Source organism: Pseudomonas sp. GW821-FHT03A09 (assembly GCF_059421065.1).
The window spans coordinates 217,379-235,412 of record NZ_JBWKUX010000006.1 but is presented as its reverse complement, the minus strand read 5'-3'; the positions used below and the strand labels follow the sequence as shown (position 1 = coordinate 235,412).

The window sequence follows — 18,034 nt, the reverse complement described above, 5'->3', positions numbered from 1 at the left end:
CCAGGCGATTTCCCATGACCCACCAGGCCGCCGAAGTCGCGAAACGCCGCACTTTCGCCATTATTTCCCACCCCGATGCCGGTAAAACCACCATCACCGAGAAGCTCCTGCTGATGGGCAAGGCAATCGCAGTGGCCGGCACGGTGAAATCCCGCAAATCCGACCGCCATGCCACCTCCGACTGGATGGAAATGGAAAAACAACGGGGTATCTCCATTACCACGTCGGTCATGCAGTTCCCGTATCGCGACCACATGGTCAACCTGCTCGACACCCCGGGCCACGAAGACTTCTCCGAAGACACCTACCGCACCCTGACCGCAGTGGACTCGGCGTTGATGGTCCTCGACGGCGGTAAAGGCGTCGAGCCACGTACCATCGCCCTGATGGACGTGTGCCGTCTGCGTGACACGCCTATCGTCAGCTTCATCAACAAACTCGACCGCGATATCCGCGATCCCATCGAGCTGTTGGATGAAATCGAAGCCGTCCTGAAGATCAAGGCGGCGCCGATCACCTGGCCGATTGGTTGCTACCGCGATTTCAAGGGTGTGTACCACCTGGCCGACGACTACATCATCGTCTACACCGCCGGCCACGGTCACGAGCGCACCGAAACCAAGATCATCGAGAAGCTGGATTCGGACGAAGCCCGTGCCCACCTGGGTGACGAGTACGACCGCTTCGTCGACCAACTGGAACTGGTGCAGGGCGCCTGCCACGAGTTCAACCAGCAGGAATTCCTCGACGGCCAGCTGACGCCGGTGTTCTTCGGGACCGCGTTGGGCAACTTCGGTGTCGACCACGTGCTCGATGCCGTGGTGGACTGGGCTCCGCGCCCGCTGCCGCGTGTGGCCAACGAGCGCACCGTGGAGCCGGTGGAAGAGAAGTTCTCGGGCTTCGTGTTCAAGATCCAGGCGAACATGGACCCCAAGCACCGCGACCGTATTGCCTTCATGCGCATTTGCTCCGGCAAATACGAAAAAGGCATGAAGATGCGCCATGTGCGCACCGGCAAGGACGTGCGCATCGGCGACGCCCTGACGTTCTTCTCTTCCGAGCGTGAACAACTGGAAGAGGCCTACGCTGGCGACATCATCGGCCTGCACAACCACGGCACCATCCAGATCGGCGACACCTTCACCGAAGGCGAAACCCTGGGCTTCACCGGTATCCCGCACTTCGCCCCGGAACTGTTCCGCCGCGTACGCCTGCGTGACCCGCTCAAATCCAAGCAACTGCGCCAAGGCTTGCAGCAGTTGGCGGAAGAGGGCGCCACCCAGGTGTTCTTCCCCGAGCGCAGCAACGACATCATCCTCGGCGCCGTGGGCGTGCTGCAGTTCGATGTGGTGGCCAGCCGCCTGAAAGAGGAATACAAGGTCGAATGCTCCTACGAGCCAATCACCGTGTATTCCGCGCGTTGGATCGATTGCAGCGATAAGAAGAAGTTGGAAGAGTTCTCCAACAAGGCTGTGGAAAACCTGGCAGTGGACGGCGGTGGTCACTTGACCTACCTGGCACCGACCCGGGTGAACCTGGCGCTGATGGAAGAGCGTTGGCCGGATGTGAAGTTCCGTGCGACTCGCGAGCATCATTAAGGGCTGAGCGGTATCGAGAAGGGTGAAGCTGTCATGGCTTCACCCTTTTTATTGGGCGCACCATGACCAAATGTGGGAGCTGGCTTGCCTGCGATAGCAATGGATCAGTCACTGAAATGCTGGCTGATACACCGCCATCGCAGGCAAGCCAGCTCCCACATTTTGATCTTCATTTGGCGTTGGATTGGCGATAACTCCACATCAGGTCTAGCGTTTTCCTATTCACTCATTAGGAAGGAGCCCCCTGTACTGAGCCTTAAACACACCATCCCCTTGCTACTGCTCGCCAGCCTGGCCCTGCCCGCCACACCGGTACTGGCCGACGCCGGGACGCCGCAGTGGAAAGACACTGGCCCGGTCACCAAGAAGAAGCAGAGCGAAGTCAACTCCGGCAACTGGCAGCCCCAAGCGCAAGCGGCGCCCAAGGAAGACCAGGAACCCCCTACAACGAAGGGGAGGACAGCGAAACCTACGACGGCGGCGATACCTGACAGCAAGTGGCGCAAAACCAGGATAGGAACTAGCTTGATTGACAGCGACGGTCGAACGCCGGCGCACATGTTCCACTGACTGGACGGAAATCGACCATGACTATCTTTCAACGTTTAGTGCTGATGCTAAAAGTGCTGGTGATGTTATCCCTGGGCATTTCGTCCGCGTGGGCCAATACGACTGTGCAGGGCCAGGCCCCGGGGTTCGTGGCCGCGAAGACGGCGCAGGCCGCAGGTCTGCAATTGGCCAAGAGTGAGTCGGAGCCCGGTGATGAAGACCAGGGTGGCTCCAAGGATGACGATGACCAGCAAGCCCCACCAGACGACGATGACACCTCGGACGGTGACAGCGATACATAAGTCGGTCTGAAAAAAAGCCCCACCTGCCGGACTGATGCGCAATCCGACGGGTGGGGCGGTAGAACTCATGTCATGCCCTGGGCTAAATCGCCCAGGGCATTTTTGTTGCGGGATCAGGCGACGAACTGCTCCGCGTAGTGGCAGGCCACCTGGCGGTTATCCAAGGCACGCAGTTGCGGCTCCTCGCTGCTGCAACGGGCGGTCGCGTACGGGCAGCGCTTGTGGAAAGCGCAGCCAGGCGGCGGGTTCAGCGGGTTGGGCAACTCGCCGACGATCTTGATCTTCGGCTTGTTCGGGTCCGGGTGGATGGTCGGGGTGGCCGACAGCAGCGCCTGGGTGTACGGGTGCAGCGGACGGGCGTAGATGTCTTCCTTGGGGCCCACTTCCACCGGGCGGCCGAGGTACATCACCATCACGTCATCGGCGACGTGTTGCACCACCGCCAGGTTGTGGGAGATGAACACGTAGGCCGTGTTGAATTCCTGCTGCAGGTCCATGAACAGGTTGAGCACCTGGGCCTGGATCGACACGTCCAGAGCGGAGGTCGGCTCATCCGCCACCAGCACTTTCGGTTGCAGCATCATCGCCCGGGCCAGCGCGATACGCTGACGCTGGCCACCGGAGAACATGTGCGGGTAGCGCTGATAATGCTCAGGGCGCAGGCCCACTTGCTTCATCATCGCCTGCACTTTTTCGCGGCGTTCGGCGGCGGACAGGTTGGTGTTGATCAGCAACGGCTCGCCGAGTTGATCACCCACTTTCTGGCGTGGATTCAACGAGGCGTAGGGGCTCTGGAACACCATCTGCACGTCTTTGCGCAGTTGTTTGCGCTGGGCCTTGTCGGCGCCGGCCACTTCCTGGCCAGCGATTTTCAAGGAACCGGAAGACGGCTCTTCAATCAATGTGAGCGCACGAGCCAGGGTGGACTTGCCGCAACCCGACTCGCCCACTACGGCGAGGGTCTTGCCGGCTTCCAGCTCGAAAGACACGCCGTTCAGGGCGCGCACGGTGGCGTGGCCCTTGAACAGGCCACGGGACACTTCGTAGTGACGGGTCAGGTCGCGGGCGGTAAGAACGACGGCCATTACGCCACCTCCTGGTTCAAGGGGTAGAAGCAGCGCGCAAGGCTGTTGGTTTTCGGATCAAGGCCAGGCCGCTGGGCGCGGCAGGAGTCCTGCACATACGGGCAACGCGGCGACAGCAGGCAACCCTGCGGGCGGTCATAACGACCGGGCACGATACCCGGCAGAGTGGCCAGGCGCGTGGCTCCGAGGCTGTGCTCCGGGATCGCCTTGAGCAGCGCTTCGCTGTACGGGTGTGCCGGGATGTCGAACAACTGCGGCACCTGGCCGACTTCCACGGCCTGGCCGGCGTACATCACACACACGCGCTGGGCGGTTTCAGCCACCACCGCGAGGTCATGGGTGATCAGCACCAGGCCCATGTTCTGTTCTTTCTGCAGGGCCAGCAGCAGCTCCATGATCTGCGCTTGAATCGTTACGTCCAACGCCGTGGTCGGCTCATCCGCAATCAGCAGTTTCGGCTCGCCGGCAATGGCCATGGCGATAGCCACACGCTGGCTCATACCACCGGACAGTTGGTGCGGGTAGGCATCCATACGGCTGGCAGCGCCTGGGATCTCCACTTTTTCCAAGAGTTCGATGGCCCGCTTGCGCGCTTGCTTGCCGGACATTTTCAGGTGCAGGCGCAGCACTTCTTCAATCTGGAAGCCCACGGTGTAACTCGGGTTCAGCGCGGTCATCGGGTCCTGGAACACCATCGCCAGGTCCTTGCCGACGATCTGGCGACGCTGGCGGCTGCTCAGCTTGAGCATGTCCTTGCCGTCGAAGGTCAGTGAGTCGGCGGTGACGATGCCGGGGTGCTCGATCAGGCCCATCAGCGCCATCATGGTCACGGATTTACCCGAGCCCGACTCGCCAACGATCGCTAGTACTTCGCCTTTGTCGACCGACAGGTCGAGGCCATCGACCACCGGTACGGCGGTCTTGTCGCCGAAGCGCACATTGAGATTCTTGATTTCTAACAATGACATGGGAATCTCCTCAGGCGGCGTTCTTGAGTTTCGGGTCCAGCGCATCGCGCAGGCCGTCGCCCATCAAGTTGATTGCCAGCACGCTGAGCAAAATGGTCAAACCAGGCAGGCTCACGACCCACCAGGCGCGTTCGATGTAGTCGCGGGCCGAGGCCAGCATGGTGCCCCACTCCGGGGTTGGCGGCTGTACGCCAAGGCCGAGGAAGCCCAAGGCTGCGGCATCGAGGATCGCCGACGAGAAACTCAAGGTGGCCTGGACGATCAACGGTGCCATGCAGTTAGGCAGCACGGTGATGAACATCAGGCGTGGCAGGCCGGCGCCGGCGAGGCGGGCGGCCGTCACGTAGTCGCGGTTCAGTTCGCCCATCACCGCCGCGCGGGTCAGACGCACATAGGACGGCAGCGAGACGATGGCGATGGCGATCACGGTGTTGATCAGGCCAGGGCCGAGGATCGCGACGATGGCAACGGCGAGCAGCAGCGATGGCAGCGCCAGCATGATGTCCATCAGGCGCATGATGGTCGGGCCAAGCAAGCGCGGGAAGAACCCGGCGAACAGCCCCAGCAGGATGCCCGGGATCAGCGACATCACCACCGACGACAAACCGATCAACAGCGACAGGCGCGAGCCCTGGATCAGGCGCGAGAGCAGGTCACGGCCCAATTCGTCGGTGCCCAGCAGGAACTGCATCTGCCCACCTTCCAGCCAGGCTGGCGGGGTCAGCAGGAAGTCGCGGTATTGCTCGCTCGGGTTATGTGGCGCAACCCAGGGAGCAAAGATCGCGCAGAACACGATCAGCAACATGAACAGCAAACCGGCTACCGCGCCTTTGTTCTTGGAGAAGGCTTGCCAGAATTCTTTGTACGGGGACGGGTACAGCAGGCTTTGATCGACTGCTGACGCTTGTGTAGAGGTAGTCATGGTCATGATCTCAGCGCTGATGACGGATGCGTGGGTTGGCGAAGCCGTAGAGGATGTCCACCACGAAGTTCACCAGGATCACCAGGCAGGCGATCAGCAAGATGCCGTTTTGCACCACCGGGTAGTCCCGCGCGCCAATGGCTTCGATCAGCCATTTGCCGATGCCAGGCCACGAGAAGATGGTTTCGGTCAATACCGCACCGGCCAGCAGCGTGCCCACTTGCAGACCAACCACGGTCAACACTGGGATCAGCGCGTTGCGCAAGCCATGCACGAAGACGACGCGCGCTGGCGACAGGCCCTTGGCCTTGGCGGTACGGATGTAGTCCTCACGCAATACTTCGAGCATGGAGGAGCGGGTCATCCGCGCAATCACCGCCAGCGGGATGGTGCCGAGCACGATGGCCGGCAGGATCAGGTGGTGCAGTGCATCGAAGAACGCGTCTGGCTCGTCGGCCAGCAGGGTGTCGATCAGCATGAAGCCGGTGCGCGGCTCGATGTCGTAGAGCAGGTCGATCCGCCCGGAAACCGGGGTCCAGCCCAGGCTCACCGAGAAGAACATGATCAGGATCAGACCCCACCAGAAGATCGGCATCGAATATCCCGCGAGGGAGATGCCCATCACCCCATGGTCGAATAGGGATCCTCGTTTAAGGGCTGCGATCACCCCGGCCAACAGGCCCAGGACGCCGGCAAACAGCAGGGCGGCCATGGAAAGTTCCAGGGTCGCCGGGAAGAGGGCGGTGAATTCGGTCCACACGCTGGTGCGTGTGCGCAGGGATTCGCCGAGATCGCCGTGGGCGAGCTTGCCGACATAATCCAGGTATTGCGCATATAACGGTTTGTTAAGACCAAGGCGTTCCATTGCCTGTGCGTGCATCTCGGGGTCGACGCGCCGCTCGCCCATCATGACTTCGACGGGGTCGCCAGGGATCATGCGAATCAACGCAAACGTGAGCAACGTGATGCCGAAAAACGTGGGGATCAATAACCCCAATCGGCGGGCAATAAAACTAAACATCTTGTTGTGTACCTCAATCAGCCGGTTAGGCAGGTCCGGCGCCGTCGATGTCGACGGCGCCGAGCGTTTTTCTTATTACTTCACCTGGGTAGTGGCGAAGTTATTGGTCGTCAGAGGGCTTTGGGTATAACCCTCGACGTTCTTGCGCATGGCGGTGAACATTTTCGGATAGGCCATTGGAATCCAGGGTTGGTCTTTCTCGAAAACGTCCTGGGCTTGTTCATAGAGTGCAGCGCGCTGGGCGGGTTCAGCGATAGCGCGCGCCTTGTCGATCAAGTCCTGAAACTCTTTGTTACACCAGCGGGCGTAGTTTTCGCCGTTTTTCGCTGCGTCGCAACTCAGGTTCGGTGTGAGGAAGTTATCCGGGTCCCCGTTATCCCCCGCCCAGCCGGCGGACACCATGTCGTGCTCGCCGTTTTTAGCGCGCTTGAGCATCTCGCCCCATTCCATGACCTTGATATTGACCTTCAGGCCAATCTGGGCCAAATCCGCCTGCATGCGCTGGGCGCCGAGAAGCGGGTTAGGGTTGGTCGGGCCGCCGCCGTTACGAGTGAACAGGGTGAACTCGGTACCTTCCGGCACGCCGGCTTCCTTGAGCAGGGCACGGGCCTTGTCGAGGTCGCGGGTTGGGTTTTTAAGCTTGTCGTTAAAGCCCAGCAGGGTACTTGGATAGGGGCCGGTGGCGTCCACTGCGTTGCCTTTGCCATACAGGGATTCGTTGTAGCCTTTTTTGTCGAACGCGATGTTGATGGCGTGACGCACCCGCGCATCGCTCATGTACTTATGCGTGGTGTTCAAGGCGGTGTAAGCGGTGGTCATCGCCGCCAGTTCATCGACCTTCAGGTTCGGGTCGGCCTTGACGCTCGGCACGTCATCCGGCTTCGGATACAGCGCGATCTGGCACTCGTTGGCCTTGAGCTTCTGCAGGCGTACGTTGTTGTCGGTGGTAATTGCCAGGATCAGCGGATCCGCTGGTGGCTTGCCACGGAAGTACTCCGGGTTGGCCTTGAAGCGTACCTGGGCATCTTTCTGATAGCGGGTGAAAACGAACGGCCCGGTGCCGATCGGCTTGGCGTTCAGGTCATCGGTCTTGCCGGACTTGAGCAACTGGTCGGCGTATTCGGCGGAGTGGATCGAGGAAAACGCCATGGCCAGGTCGGCCAGGAACGGTGCTTCAGGACGAGTCAGGGTAAAGACGACGGTATGATCGTCGGTCTTCTCTACGCTCTTGAGCAGCTCCTTGAAGCCCATGCTTTCAAAGTACGGGTAGCCCACGTTGGACTTTTTATGCCACGGGTGATTCGGGTCCAGCTGGCGCTGGAAACTCCAAAGCACATCGTCGGCGTTCATGTTGCGCGTGGGTTTGAAGTAGTCGGTGGTGTGGAACTTGACGTCGTCACGCAGGTGAAAGGTGTAGGTCAGGCCATCGGCGCTGATGTCCGGCAGGGCTTTGGCCAGTGCAGGAACCACTTCGGTGGTGCCGGGCTTGAAGTCCACCAGACGGTTGAACATGGTTTCCGCGGCGGCGTCAGCGGTGACGGCCGTGGTGTACAGGACCGGGTCGAAACCTTCCGGGCTGGCTTCGGTGCAGACCACCAGCGGTTTGGCCGAAACGCCGATCGCCACGCTCAACAGCGCAGCGGCCATGGCGGCTTGTAACGGGAGCATTTTCATTCAGAGCCCTCTGCAATCGATGGAGCCAGACAAGCGTAGACGGCGGGCTCGTCCTGAGCCTGCCGTTTACCTGGCGCTAATTAAAGAATGTTGAACGGGATGGTGGTGACCAGGCGGAACTCACGGATGTTGCCGTCAGCCTGGTTTTCACTGGCGCGGTGGGTCACGTAGGTACCACGAATGGTCGTTGCCTTGAGTGAGCCGCTCTGAATTGCGTAGGAGGCGCCCACACCGTATTCCTGGTGGGTTTCGCCGTCCATCAGGCGCAGGTCGCTGCGGCGTACACCCGATTCGCCGTAGGCGGTGCCGGTGTAGTGAGTACCGTCGATACCCCAGCCGCGTGCTGAGTAGGCATTGAACTTCAGGCCAGGAATGCCGTATTCAGCCATGTTGATGCCATAAGCGATCTGGAAGGACTTCTCGTTCGGTCCGTTGAAGTCGGACGTCAGGGAGTTGGCCAGGTAGATGCCGTTGGTTTCGTGCAGGTAGTCGAAGTATTCGTCGCCGTTGATGGCTTGGTAGGCGAAGGTCAGGCTATGGGCTTGGTGAGTCAGGCCCAGAGACAACGAGTACGTGTCGTTGTCGATTTTGCCCATCTTCTTGCTGCCGGTATCGGTGGTTTTGTAGTAGTTCAGGCCGGTGGTCAGGCCCAGGACGCTGCTATCGCCCAGTTCATGGGTGGCGCCGACGTAGTACTGGTTCCAGAAGTCCTCGACGTTCGCCGCGAACACGCTGGTTTTCAGGCTCTTGAACGGCTGGTAGTTGAAGCCCAGGGTTTTCACCTTGTCGGTGGTCTGGCCGTTACCGTATTCGGAGCGGAACTTCGACAAGCTTTGCTCGGTACGTGGCGAAACGCGATCGAAGATGCCGCCTTGGAACGACAGATTGCTGAATTCCTGGCTATCGATCGAAACACCTTCAAAGCTCGAAGGCAGGGCCCGGTTGCCGATGGTGTCGACGATGCCGCTGCTGAAGTTCTGACGACCGGCGGTCAGCGTGGTGTTCGATGCACGGAACTTCACGTTGGCCAGGCCCAGTTTGCTCCACTGGTCAACGGCGTCGCCGTTGGAGTCGGCCAAGGTACGGTTGGAGCCACCCTTGATGTCGCGCTTGCTGCGGTCCAGAACCAGAGCGTTGTACACGGCAACTTCAGTGCTCACGCCAATGGTGCCCTGAGTAAAGCCCGAGGTGCCGTTGAGGATCGTGCCTTGTACCCAGTTGGTGCGGTATGCGTCGGTACGCTCTTGGCCATGTTTCACGTAGGTGAATTTTTGACCGCGGAACTTGTTTTCGTTGGAAAACCAGTTACGGGTGGTACCGCCCAGGCTTGCTCCGTCGATAAAGCCTTTGGCCTCGCTTTGGGCGCTGGTGCCGGCCAATGTGGTTGGAACGAAGTCCTGGCTTTGCGGTTCAGCGAAGGCGGTTGCCGTGATGCTGCTGATGGCCAGGGCCAGAAGCGCTTTGCTGCTCAGTTTCATGGGTGGAGCTCCTTTGGTTCTCTTTTTTATGCCGGTCTTTTTAGGTGAACCGGCTATTGGTGTGTAACTCGTTCAAGCTTTTGCAAACGTTTGGCGTAGGAAAATTCCTAATAAAAAGCTGCACGTTTGCAGCAGAGCCGTTCCCGCTCTGCGCAATCCGGTTATTTATTCTTATGGGGTGATACTGACGCCCGAGAACACGTTGCGGCCGAAGGGACTTACTTTGAAACCTTCGACTTTGGCGCTTAACGGCTGGTTGACCGTTGAGTGGGCGACGGGCGTGATCGGCACCTGCTGCTTGAGCAGTTGCTGCGCTTGTTTGTACAGAACAGTCCTTTGTTCACGGTCGGTCACGACCTTGGCTTGCTTGACCAGCTTGTCGTATGCCGGGTCACACCACATGGAGTAGTTGTTCCCGCCGATGGCGTCGCAGCTGTAGAGGGTGCCCAGCCAGTTGTCCGGGTCACCGTTGTCACCGGTCCAACCGATCAGGCTGATATCGTGCTCACCGTTCTTGGTGCGCTTGATGTACTCGCCCCATTCGTAGCTGACGATCTTGACCTTGAGGCCGATCTTGCCCCAGTCGCTCTGCAGCATCTCAGCCATCAGCTTGGCGTTGGGGTTGTACGGCCGCTGCACCGGCATCGCCCACAGGGTGATCTCGGTGCCTTCCTTCACGCCGGCTGCCTTGAGCAATTCCTTGGCTTTTTCCGGGTTGTAGGCGGCGTCCTTGATGGTGTCGTCGTAGGACCACTGGGTCGGCGGCATGGCGTTGACGGCCAATTGCCCCGCGCCCTGGTACACGGCGTTCAGAATGCTCTGCTTGTTCACTGCCATGTCCAACGCCTGGCGTACTTCGAGTTGATCGAAGGGTTTGTGGCGCACGTTGTAGGCGATGTAGCCGAGGTTGAAGCCGGGTTTGGTCAGCAGTTGCAGGTTGGGGTCGGCCTTGAGGGCGTCGACGTCGGCCGGGCGCGGGTGCAGAGTCACCTGGCATTCGCCGGCCTTGAGTTTCTGTACCCGCACCGAAGCATCGGTGTTGATGGCGAAGATCAGTTGATCGAGCTTGACCCGGTTCGGGTCCCAGTACTGTTTGTTCGCCACATAACGGATCTGCGAATCTTTCTGGTAGCGCTGGAACACAAACGGGCCGGTACCGATTGGCTTCTGGTTGATGTCGCTCGGCTTGCCGGCCTTGAGCAACTGCCCGGCGTATTCGGCGGACAGGATCGCGGCGAAGCTCATGGCAATGTTCTGGATAAACGCGGCGTCGACCGTATTCAGGGTCATCACCACGGTGTGCGGGTCGATTTTCTCGACCTTGGCAATGTTCTTGTTCAGGCTCATCCCGTTGAAGTACGGAAACTCGGTGGGGTAGGCCTTGCGAAACGGATGCTCGGGGTCAAGCATGCGGTTGAAAGTGAACAGCACGTCGTCGGCGTTGAAGTCTCGGGTCGGCTTGAACTCCTTGTTGCTGTGAAACTTCACGCCTTCACGCAGGTGGAAGGTGTAGGTCAGGCCGTCCGGCGAAATATCCCATTTGGTTGCCAGCCCAGGCACCACGTTGGTCGCACCTTTTTCGAACTCAACCAAGCGGTTGTACAGCGGTTCGGCTGCATCGTTGTCGGTGGCGGTGGTGTATTGCGCGGTGTCAAACCCAGCCGGGCTGCCTTCAGAGCAGAACACCAGGCTCTTCTTTTCGGCGGCTTGGCCCATCGTGGCGACAGCCAGCAGGCTGGTGCCAAAGATTGCGGATAGAACGGTGGTATGGCGCATGACGATCCCGATCCTTGTTTGTAGTTATCAATCAGCGAGCAATCTCCCTGGCCTTCAGCCAAGGGAGACCTCACTGATCCCACACGCAGCAAGTGCCTTTCTCAGAATGAAGCTGCTGCTGTCCTACGACGTTATGGGTCGTGGATCTTGCAGTAAATGCGTCGAATCTGACTGACCTTGTAGGCAACGGGGCCACGTGTCGCAGCTCATTACTGTAGGACGGCAATGGGCTGTGTCGTGGTCTGTTTCCTACGGCCTAGGCGGATGCAATAACGGCGACGCTATGAAGCGTCGCCGTCAATGATCCTTACTTGCCGCTTACGCTGACACCGTAGAAAGAGTTCAAGCCAAACGGGCTGATCTTGAAGTCCTGCACGGTGGAACGCATGGGTTGATACACCGTCGAGTGCGCGATAGGTGTCATCGGGACAGCATCTTTGAGGATATGTTGCGCCTGCTTATACAGCTCGGTGCGTTTGGCGACGTCCGACGTAGCCTTGGCTTCTTTTACGATGCCGTCGAATTTCTTGTCGCACCATTTGGAGAAGTTGTTGCCATTCAGGGAGTCGCAGCCGAACAGCACGTTCAGCCAGTTGTCCGGGTCACCATTGTCACCGCTCCAGCCAATGATCATGGCCTGGTTCTCGCCACCTTTGGAGCGCTTGATGTACTCGCCCCACTCGTAGCTAACGATGTTGACCTTCAGGCCGATCTGTTTCCAGTCGTTCTGCAGCATCTCGGCCATCAGCTTGGCGTTCGGGTTGTACGGACGTTGAACCGGCATCGCCCACAGGGTGATCTCGGTGCCTTCTTTAACACCGGCTTCCTTGAGCAGTTCCTTGGCTTTGGCAGGATCGTACTTCGCGTCCTTGATCGTGGTGTCGTAGGACCACTGAGTCGGTGGCATGGCGTTGACGGCCAGTTGGCCGGCGCCCTGGTACACGGAGTCGATGATCTGCTGCTTGTTCACCGACATGTCCAGCGCTTCGCGTACACGCAGATCGGACAGAGGGTTGGGGGCGGTCTGGCCCTTGAGGACCGGCATCACGTTGTAAGCGATGTAACCCAGGTTGAAACCGGCCTGGTGCGGCAGTTTCAGATCCTTGTCCTCGCCCAGCGCCTTGAGGTCGGCCGGACGTGGGAACAGGGTGATCTGGCATTCGTTTTTCTTGAGCTTCTGGATACGCACCGACGGGTCGGTGGTGATGGCGAAGATCAGGTTGTCGATCTTCACGTCTTCCGGCTTCCAGTAGTCCTTGTTGCCGGTGTAACGGATGTTCGAGTCTTTCTGGTAGCTCTTGAACACGAACGGGCCAGTGCCGATAGGCTTCTGGTTGATGTCCGCAGCTTTGCCTTCTTTCAACAGTTGGGCGGCGTATTCAGCCGACTGGATCGACGCGAAGCTCATTGCCAGGTTCTGGATAAAGGCGGCGTCCACGGTGCCAAGGGTGAACTTGACGGTGTGGTCATCGACTTTCTCGATGTTCTTGATGTTGGTGTCCATCCCCATGTCCGTGAAGTACGGGAACTCGGTGGGGTAGGCTTTGCGGAACGGATCGTCCTTGTTGATCATGCGGTTGAACGTGAAGAGCACGTCATCGGCATTGAAGGTACGAGTGGGCTTGAAGTATGAGGTGGTATGGAACTTCACGCCGTCGCGCAGGTGGAAGGTGTACGTCAGGCCGTCCGGGGACACGTCCCAGCTGGCGGCCAGCCCAGGAATCACGGCGGTGCCGCCGCGCTCGAACTGGGTCAGGCGGTTGAACATGGTTTCGGCCGAGGCATCGAAGTCTGTTCCGGTGGTGTACTGGCCCGGGTCAAAACCAGCGGGGCTGCCTTCGGAGCAGAACACCAGGTTAGTCGCCGCTTGGGCGAAAGGGGCTGCTGCCATAAGGCCAGCGCTAACAATTAACGGAATGACTGCGTGTTTAAGCATGTTGGCCTCATGATTTGTTGTCATTTTTGGTGGTGAGGGCGACCTCGTGAGTCGGCCTGCGGATACTTATGCAGGGGCCATACCCATTGCAAGATGCAGAACCGTTGCGACACTCAAAGTGTGGTACGAACGTACAGGAATGTCGCAATTCTGAAAGTTTGTACATAATTGCGTACATTTACAGGGTTTTTTCGGTGCAGAGTGCGCACCAAAAAAGCCCAACCAAGGCGTCTAGCGCACTTGGTTGGGGCGCTGATGTTACTTATCTAGACTGACACCATAGAACGGTGTGAGCCCAAAGGGGCTGATCTTGAAGTCGCGCACTTCCTTGCGCAGAGGTTGGAAAACCGTCGAGTTCGCAATAGGTGTTATAGGTACTTGTTCTTTAAGGATTTTCTGTGCCTGTTGATACCACTTGATGCGCTGTTCACGGTCATTGCTGACCTTGGCCTGTTGCACGAGTTTGTCGTAGGCGGGGTTACACCATTTGGCGTAGTTGCTGCCCTTGACTGCGGCACAACTGTAGAGCACACCGAGCCAGTTATCCGGGTCACCGTTGTCGCCGGTCCAGCCATAAATCATCGCGTCGTGTTCGCCATTCTTGGCGCGCTTGATGTATTCGCCCCACTCATAGCTGACGATGTTGGCTTTGATGCCAATCTTTTCCCAATCCTGCTGGATCATTTGCGCGGACATCCGTGCATTCGGGTTGGAAGCACGTTGGACCGTCATTGCCCACAGATTGATGGTGGTACCGGGTGCAACCCCTGCTTCTTTTAGTAGCGCACGCGCCTTGGTCGGATCATAGGGCGCGTCCTTGATGGTCGGGTCATAAGACCACTGCGCCGGAGGCAGCGCGTTCTGCGCCAATTGTCCGGCGCTCTGGTACACCGCCTTGATGATGGCCGGCTTGTCGATGGCCATGTCCAGGGCTTGGCGCACCTTGAGCTGGTCCAGTGGCGGGTGGGTCACGTTGTAGGCCAGAAACCCCAGGTTGAAACCGGCTTGTTGCAGTACGCGCAGGTTGGGGTCTTGCTTCATGACTTCGATATCGGACGGGCGCGGGTACCCGCTGACCTGGCATTCGCCGGCCTTGAGTTTTTGCAGGCGCGCGGCGGCGTCCGGGGTGATGGCGAATATCAGGTTGTCGAGCTTCACATCCTCGGGCTTCCAGTACTGCTTATTGGCCGCGTAGCGAATCTGCGAGTCTTTCTGGTAGCGCTTGAATACAAAGGGCCCGGTACCGACTGGTTTCTGGTTGATGTCTTCAGCCTTGCCTTCCTTCAATAGTTGCGCAGCGTATTCGGCCGATTGCACCGAGGCGAAACTCATGGCCAGGTTTTGTACGAACGACGCATCGACGTTGTTCAGGTTGAAGCGCACGGTGTGGTCGTCGAGTTTTTCGACACTCTTGATCGTGGTGTTCAAACCCATGTCGGTGAAGTAGGGCGACTCGGACGGGTAAGCCTTGCGAAACGGGCTTTCGGTATCCAGCAGGCGATTGAAGGTGAACAGCACATCATCCGCGTTGAAGTCGCGAGTCGGTGTGAAGAAGTCGGTGGTGTGGAACTTGACGCCGTCCCGCAGGTGGAAGGTATAGGCCAGACCGTCTTTGGAGATATCCCAGCTCGTCGCCAGGCCGGGCTCGACCTCGGTGCCACCGCGCTTGAATTGCGTGAGGCGGTTGAACACGGTTTCGGCAGAGGCATCGAAGTCTGTGCCGCTGGTGTACTGGCTGGGATCGAAACCGGCGGGGCTTGCTTCGGAGCAGTAGACCAGGGTGCTGGCTGCCTGGGCCATTGGCATAAAGGCCAGGAGGCCTGCGGCGAGGAGGAGCGGTTTTAAGGCGATTCTTTCCATGGAGACCCCTGAGATGGCAGGCATATATAAGCTGCCCAAACGAAAACGGCGGTCACCGAGGTTACCGCCGTTCAGGTCTGTCAGGTAGGGGTCACTGCATTTGCACTTCGATCACGCCATCAGCGCTCATGTTGACCTGGCTGGTGCCGGCTTCCACTTGAGGCGTTGGTGCCGAATCAGCCATGGCGGCTTTCATCATCATTCCGCCATTGCGCGCGTACGGCATCGGGTAACCGTTGGTGTTGAAGTTGAGGTTGACGATCTTGTAACCCTTGCCGCCCAGTGCGTCGGTGGCCAGCTGTGCACGGGCCTTGAAGGCCGCCACGGCGTCTTTGAGCAGGGCATCTTCGCTGGCCTTGCGGGTGGCGTCGGCGATGGCGAAGTCCATGTTTTCCATTTTCAGCGTGTTGAGCAATTCGCCGGTGAGCTTGGACAGCGCCGGGAAGTCCGCGCTTTCCAGGCGCAGTTCGGCGCGCTCGCGCCAGCCGGTGATCTTCTGGTTCTTGCTGTCGTAGATCGGGTAGCTGTTGCGGCTGCCCTGGCGCAGGGTCACGCCTTTGACTTCACGCGCCTGGCCCAGGGCCGTGTTCATGGTGGTGGTGATTTCGGCGGCGAGTTTGGCCGGGTCGCTGTTTTGCGATTCGGTATAGAGGGTGACGATCATCTTGTCGCGGGCAACCTCCTGGCTGACCTCAGCGCGCAGGGAAATCTGGTTGTAGTTCAGCCCGTCGGCGGCCACGGCCGGAAGACTGGCCAGGGTGGCAACGCCGAGGGTGATAACAGCTGCACTGCGAGTGAAACGAGACATGGAAGCTCCTTGAGGTATTCGTGTTCGGTATGACTGTAGACGGTGGTGTTGGGTTCTTCGGGTTTACACATTACCTACAAGGTTGACGCAGGCGACGAACGGTCATTTGCCTGGCCTGCGTCAAAGAGCCACACGCGCCGTGCCAGGCGGTCCGCTTCGTTTATACTCCTGCCGATCCGCCTGCAGCGCTCACCGGGAGAGCTCATGCTCGCCGCCGTAAAACTGACTTCCGCCACCCGCCAGAACCTCTGGCGCCTGACGTTCATTCGCACCCTGGTGCTGGCCGCACAGGCCGGTTCCGTCGGGCTCGCCTACTGGTTCGACCTGTTGCCGCTACCGTGGCTGCAGTTGGGCGTGACCCTGGCGTTTTCCACCGTGCTGTGCGTGTTCACCGCTATCCGCTTGCGTACCACGTGGCCCGTGACTGAACTGGAGTATGCGCTTCAATTGGCGTGTGACCTGTTTATCCACAGTGTGTTGCTATATTTCTCCGGTGGTTCCACCAACCCCTTTGTTTCTTATTACCTGGTACCACTGACCATCGCTGCGGTGACGCTGCCATGGCGCTACTCAGTGATACTGTCGGGCATTGCGCTGGCGCTCTATACCCTGCTGCTGGCGCAGTTCTATCCGTTGCAAACCTTCCCCATCGCCCGGGAAAACCTGCAAATCTACGGAATGTGGCTGAGTTTTGCGTTGTCCGCCGCGGTCATCACCTTCTTCGCTGCGCGCATGGCCGAGGAACTGCGCCGCCAGGAAGAGTTGCGCGCCATTCGCCGTGAGGAGGGCTTGCGTGACCAGCAGTTGTTGGCGGTCGCCACCCAGGCCGCTGGTGCCGCCCATGAGCTGGGCACGCCGCTGGCCACCATGAGCGTGCTGCTCAACGAAATGGCTCAGGATCACCACGACCCGGCGCTGCAGGAGGACCTCGGCGTGCTGCGCGAGCAGGTCAAGCAGTGCAAGCACACCTTGCAGCAACTGGTGCGCGCTGCTGAAGCCAATCGCCGTTTGGCGGTGGAGATGCAGGACGTGACCCAGTGGCTCGACGAAGCCCTGAACCGCTGGCACCTGATGCGCCCTGAAGCCAGTTATCGCTTCAACCTGCTGGGCCAGGGCACTGTACCGCGCATGGCGCCGCCGCCGGACCTCACCCAGGCGTTGCTCAACCTGCTGAACAATGCAGCGGATGCCTGCCCTGAAGGCTTGGGCGTGCAGCTGGATTGGGACGCGGAAAACGTGACCATCAGTATTCGTGACCATGGTGCGGGCGTACCGCTGGCCATTGCCGAGCAGATCGGCAAACCTTTCTTTACCACCAAGGGCAAAGGTTTCGGCCTGGGCCTGTTTTTGAGCAAGGCCAGCGTGACCCGCGCGGGCGGCTCAGTGAAGCTCTATAGTCATGAGGAAGGTGGCACGCTTACCGAGCTGCGCCTGCCCCGTGTCGCACGAGGAGATATCGATGAGTGACGAGATCCAAGTCGAAGGCGAAGAACTGCCGCACCTGTTGCTGGTAGATGACGACGCCACTTTTACCCGCGTCATGGCACGTGCCATGAGCCGTCGCGGTTTTCGCGTGAGCACCGCCGGTTCCGCCGAAGAAGGACTGACCATCGCCCAGGCCGACCTGCCGGACTACGCCGCGCTCGACCTGAAAATGGATGGCGACTCCGGCTTGGTACTGCTGCCCAAGCTGCTGGAGCTCGACCCGGAAATGCGCGTGGTGATCCTCACCGGTTATTCCAGCATCGCCACGGCCGTCGAGGCGATCAAGCGCGGCGCCTGCAACTACCTGTGCAAACCCGCGGACGCCGATGACGTGCTGGCTGCCTTGCTCTCCGAGCACGCCGACCTCGACACCCTGGTACCGGAAAACCCGATGTCGGTGGACCGCCTGCAGTGGGAACACATCCAGCGCGTGCTGACCGAACACGAAGGTAATATCTCCGCCACTGCCCGTGCCCTGGGCATGCACCGTCGCACCTTGCAGCGCAAATTGCAGAAGCGCCCGGTACGGCGCTGAATAAAGTCTGAACAATCTGCTTCAGGCTGCGCGGAGC

General features: G+C 59.5%; 14 protein-coding genes. 4 read left to right on the top strand and 10 right to left on the bottom strand.

Annotated elements, in window-relative coordinates:
• The first annotated feature begins 14 nt into the window (after positions 1–14).
• Both AC07V4_RS13690 and AC07V4_RS13685 read left to right on the top strand, forming a co-directional pair.
• On the top strand, positions 15–1,598 hold the full coding sequence (locus tag AC07V4_RS13690; protein ID WP_492636817.1) for a peptide chain release factor 3: 1,584 nt from the start codon (positions 15–17) through the stop codon (positions 1,596–1,598).
• 587 nt (positions 1,599–2,185) lie between these two features.
• Positions 2,186–2,449 (top strand): hypothetical protein, encoded by a 264-nt coding sequence (locus AC07V4_RS13685; protein ID WP_492636818.1) that lies wholly within the window; start codon positions 2,186–2,188, stop codon positions 2,447–2,449.
• A gap of 113 nt (positions 2,450–2,562) precedes the next feature.
• Here AC07V4_RS13685 and AC07V4_RS13680 read toward each other — a convergent pair whose 3' ends face one another.
• The 10 genes from AC07V4_RS13680 to AC07V4_RS13635 all read right to left on the bottom strand — a co-directional run bounded on the left by AC07V4_RS13680 (position 2,563) and on the right by AC07V4_RS13635 (position 15,977).
• The gene (locus tag AC07V4_RS13680) at positions 2,563–3,534 is read right to left on the bottom strand and encodes a peptide ABC transporter ATP-binding protein (protein ID WP_016971590.1); all 972 of its coding nucleotides are present in this window, start codon (positions 3,532–3,534) and stop codon (positions 2,563–2,565) included.
• The gene (locus AC07V4_RS13675) at positions 3,534–4,502 is read right to left on the bottom strand and encodes an ABC transporter ATP-binding protein (protein ID WP_176995121.1); all 969 of its coding nucleotides are present in this window, start codon (positions 4,500–4,502) and stop codon (positions 3,534–3,536) included. Before AC07V4_RS13675 ends, AC07V4_RS13680 begins: the two co-directional genes overlap by 1 nt.
• Before the next feature lie 10 nt (positions 4,503–4,512).
• Entirely contained in the window at positions 4,513–5,424 is a 912-nt protein-coding gene (locus AC07V4_RS13670; RefSeq protein WP_431751018.1) for an ABC transporter permease subunit, read from the bottom strand.
• Between the two features lie 10 nt (positions 5,425–5,434).
• Positions 5,435–6,445: an ABC transporter permease subunit gene (locus tag AC07V4_RS13665; RefSeq protein WP_106578740.1), complete on the bottom strand. Its 1,011-nt coding sequence runs from the start codon at positions 6,443–6,445 to the stop codon at positions 5,435–5,437.
• Between the two features lie 75 nt (positions 6,446–6,520).
• Positions 6,521–8,119: an ABC transporter substrate-binding protein gene (locus AC07V4_RS13660; RefSeq protein ID WP_492636819.1), complete on the bottom strand. Its 1,599-nt coding sequence runs from the start codon at positions 8,117–8,119 to the stop codon at positions 6,521–6,523.
• Between the two features lie 80 nt (positions 8,120–8,199).
• On the bottom strand, positions 8,200–9,597 hold the full coding sequence (locus tag AC07V4_RS13655; RefSeq protein ID WP_492636820.1) for an OprD family outer membrane porin: 1,398 nt from the start codon (positions 9,595–9,597) through the stop codon (positions 8,200–8,202).
• 171 nt (positions 9,598–9,768) lie between these two features.
• A complete protein-coding gene (locus tag AC07V4_RS13650; RefSeq protein WP_492636967.1) occupies positions 9,769–11,313 on the bottom strand; it encodes an ABC transporter substrate-binding protein in 1,545 nt (514 codons plus the stop codon).
• Between the two features lie 367 nt (positions 11,314–11,680).
• Positions 11,681–13,309, bottom strand: coding sequence for an ABC transporter substrate-binding protein (locus AC07V4_RS13645; RefSeq protein WP_492636821.1), 1,629 nt, complete (start codon positions 13,307–13,309; stop codon positions 11,681–11,683).
• A gap of 258 nt (positions 13,310–13,567) precedes the next feature.
• Positions 13,568–15,169 carry an ABC transporter substrate-binding protein gene (locus tag AC07V4_RS13640; RefSeq protein WP_492636822.1) on the bottom strand — a complete coding sequence of 534 codons (1,602 nt, stop codon included), beginning with the start codon at positions 15,167–15,169 and terminating at the stop codon, positions 13,568–13,570.
• Positions 15,170–15,260: 91 nt separating this feature from the next.
• Positions 15,261–15,977, bottom strand: coding sequence for an SIMPL domain-containing protein (locus tag AC07V4_RS13635; RefSeq protein ID WP_431753196.1), 717 nt, complete (start codon positions 15,975–15,977; stop codon positions 15,261–15,263).
• A gap of 204 nt (positions 15,978–16,181) precedes the next feature.
• Between AC07V4_RS13635 and AC07V4_RS13630 the strand changes: the two genes are divergently transcribed.
• Together AC07V4_RS13630 and AC07V4_RS13625 are read left to right on the top strand one after the other, a co-directional pair.
• The gene (locus AC07V4_RS13630; protein WP_492636823.1) at positions 16,182–17,444 is read left to right on the top strand and encodes an ATP-binding protein; all 1,263 of its coding nucleotides are present in this window, start codon (positions 16,182–16,184) and stop codon (positions 17,442–17,444) included.
• The gene (locus tag AC07V4_RS13625) at positions 17,437–17,997 is read left to right on the top strand and encodes a response regulator transcription factor (RefSeq protein ID WP_003171731.1); all 561 of its coding nucleotides are present in this window, start codon (positions 17,437–17,439) and stop codon (positions 17,995–17,997) included. Before AC07V4_RS13630 ends, AC07V4_RS13625 begins: the two co-directional genes overlap by 8 nt.
• Positions 17,998–18,034 lie beyond the last annotated feature (37 nt).

Excerpts from the sequence above, each read along its gene's own strand:
- AC07V4_RS13690 (WP_492636817.1), top strand. The coding sequence starts at position 15 with ATGACCCACCAGGCCGCCGAAGTCGCGAAACGCCGCACTTTCGCCATT.
- AC07V4_RS13685 (WP_492636818.1), top strand. The coding sequence starts at position 2,186 with ATGACTATCTTTCAACGTTTAGTGCTGATGCTAAAAGTGCTGGTGATG.
- AC07V4_RS13680 (WP_016971590.1), bottom strand. The coding sequence starts at position 3,534 with ATGGCCGTCGTTCTTACCGCCCGCGACCTGACCCGTCACTACGAAGTG.
- AC07V4_RS13675 (WP_176995121.1), bottom strand. The coding sequence starts at position 4,502 with ATGTCATTGTTAGAAATCAAGAATCTCAATGTGCGCTTCGGCGACAAG.
- AC07V4_RS13670 (WP_431751018.1), bottom strand. The coding sequence starts at position 5,424 with ATGACTACCTCTACACAAGCGTCAGCAGTCGATCAAAGCCTGCTGTAC.
- AC07V4_RS13665 (WP_106578740.1), bottom strand. The coding sequence starts at position 6,445 with ATGTTTAGTTTTATTGCCCGCCGATTGGGGTTATTGATCCCCACGTTT.
- AC07V4_RS13660 (WP_492636819.1), bottom strand. The coding sequence starts at position 8,119 with ATGAAAATGCTCCCGTTACAAGCCGCCATGGCCGCTGCGCTGTTGAGC.
- AC07V4_RS13655 (WP_492636820.1), bottom strand. The coding sequence starts at position 9,597 with ATGAAACTGAGCAGCAAAGCGCTTCTGGCCCTGGCCATCAGCAGCATC.
- AC07V4_RS13650 (WP_492636967.1), bottom strand. The coding sequence starts at position 11,313 with ATGGGCCAAGCCGCCGAAAAGAAGAGCCTGGTGTTCTGCTCTGAAGGC.
- AC07V4_RS13645 (WP_492636821.1), bottom strand. The coding sequence starts at position 13,309 with ATGCTTAAACACGCAGTCATTCCGTTAATTGTTAGCGCTGGCCTTATG.
- AC07V4_RS13640 (WP_492636822.1), bottom strand. The coding sequence starts at position 15,169 with ATGGAAAGAATCGCCTTAAAACCGCTCCTCCTCGCCGCAGGCCTCCTG.
- AC07V4_RS13635 (WP_431753196.1), bottom strand. The coding sequence starts at position 15,977 with ATGTCTCGTTTCACTCGCAGTGCAGCTGTTATCACCCTCGGCGTTGCC.
- AC07V4_RS13630 (WP_492636823.1), top strand. The coding sequence starts at position 16,182 with ATGCTCGCCGCCGTAAAACTGACTTCCGCCACCCGCCAGAACCTCTGG.
- AC07V4_RS13625 (WP_003171731.1), top strand. The coding sequence starts at position 17,437 with ATGAGTGACGAGATCCAAGTCGAAGGCGAAGAACTGCCGCACCTGTTG.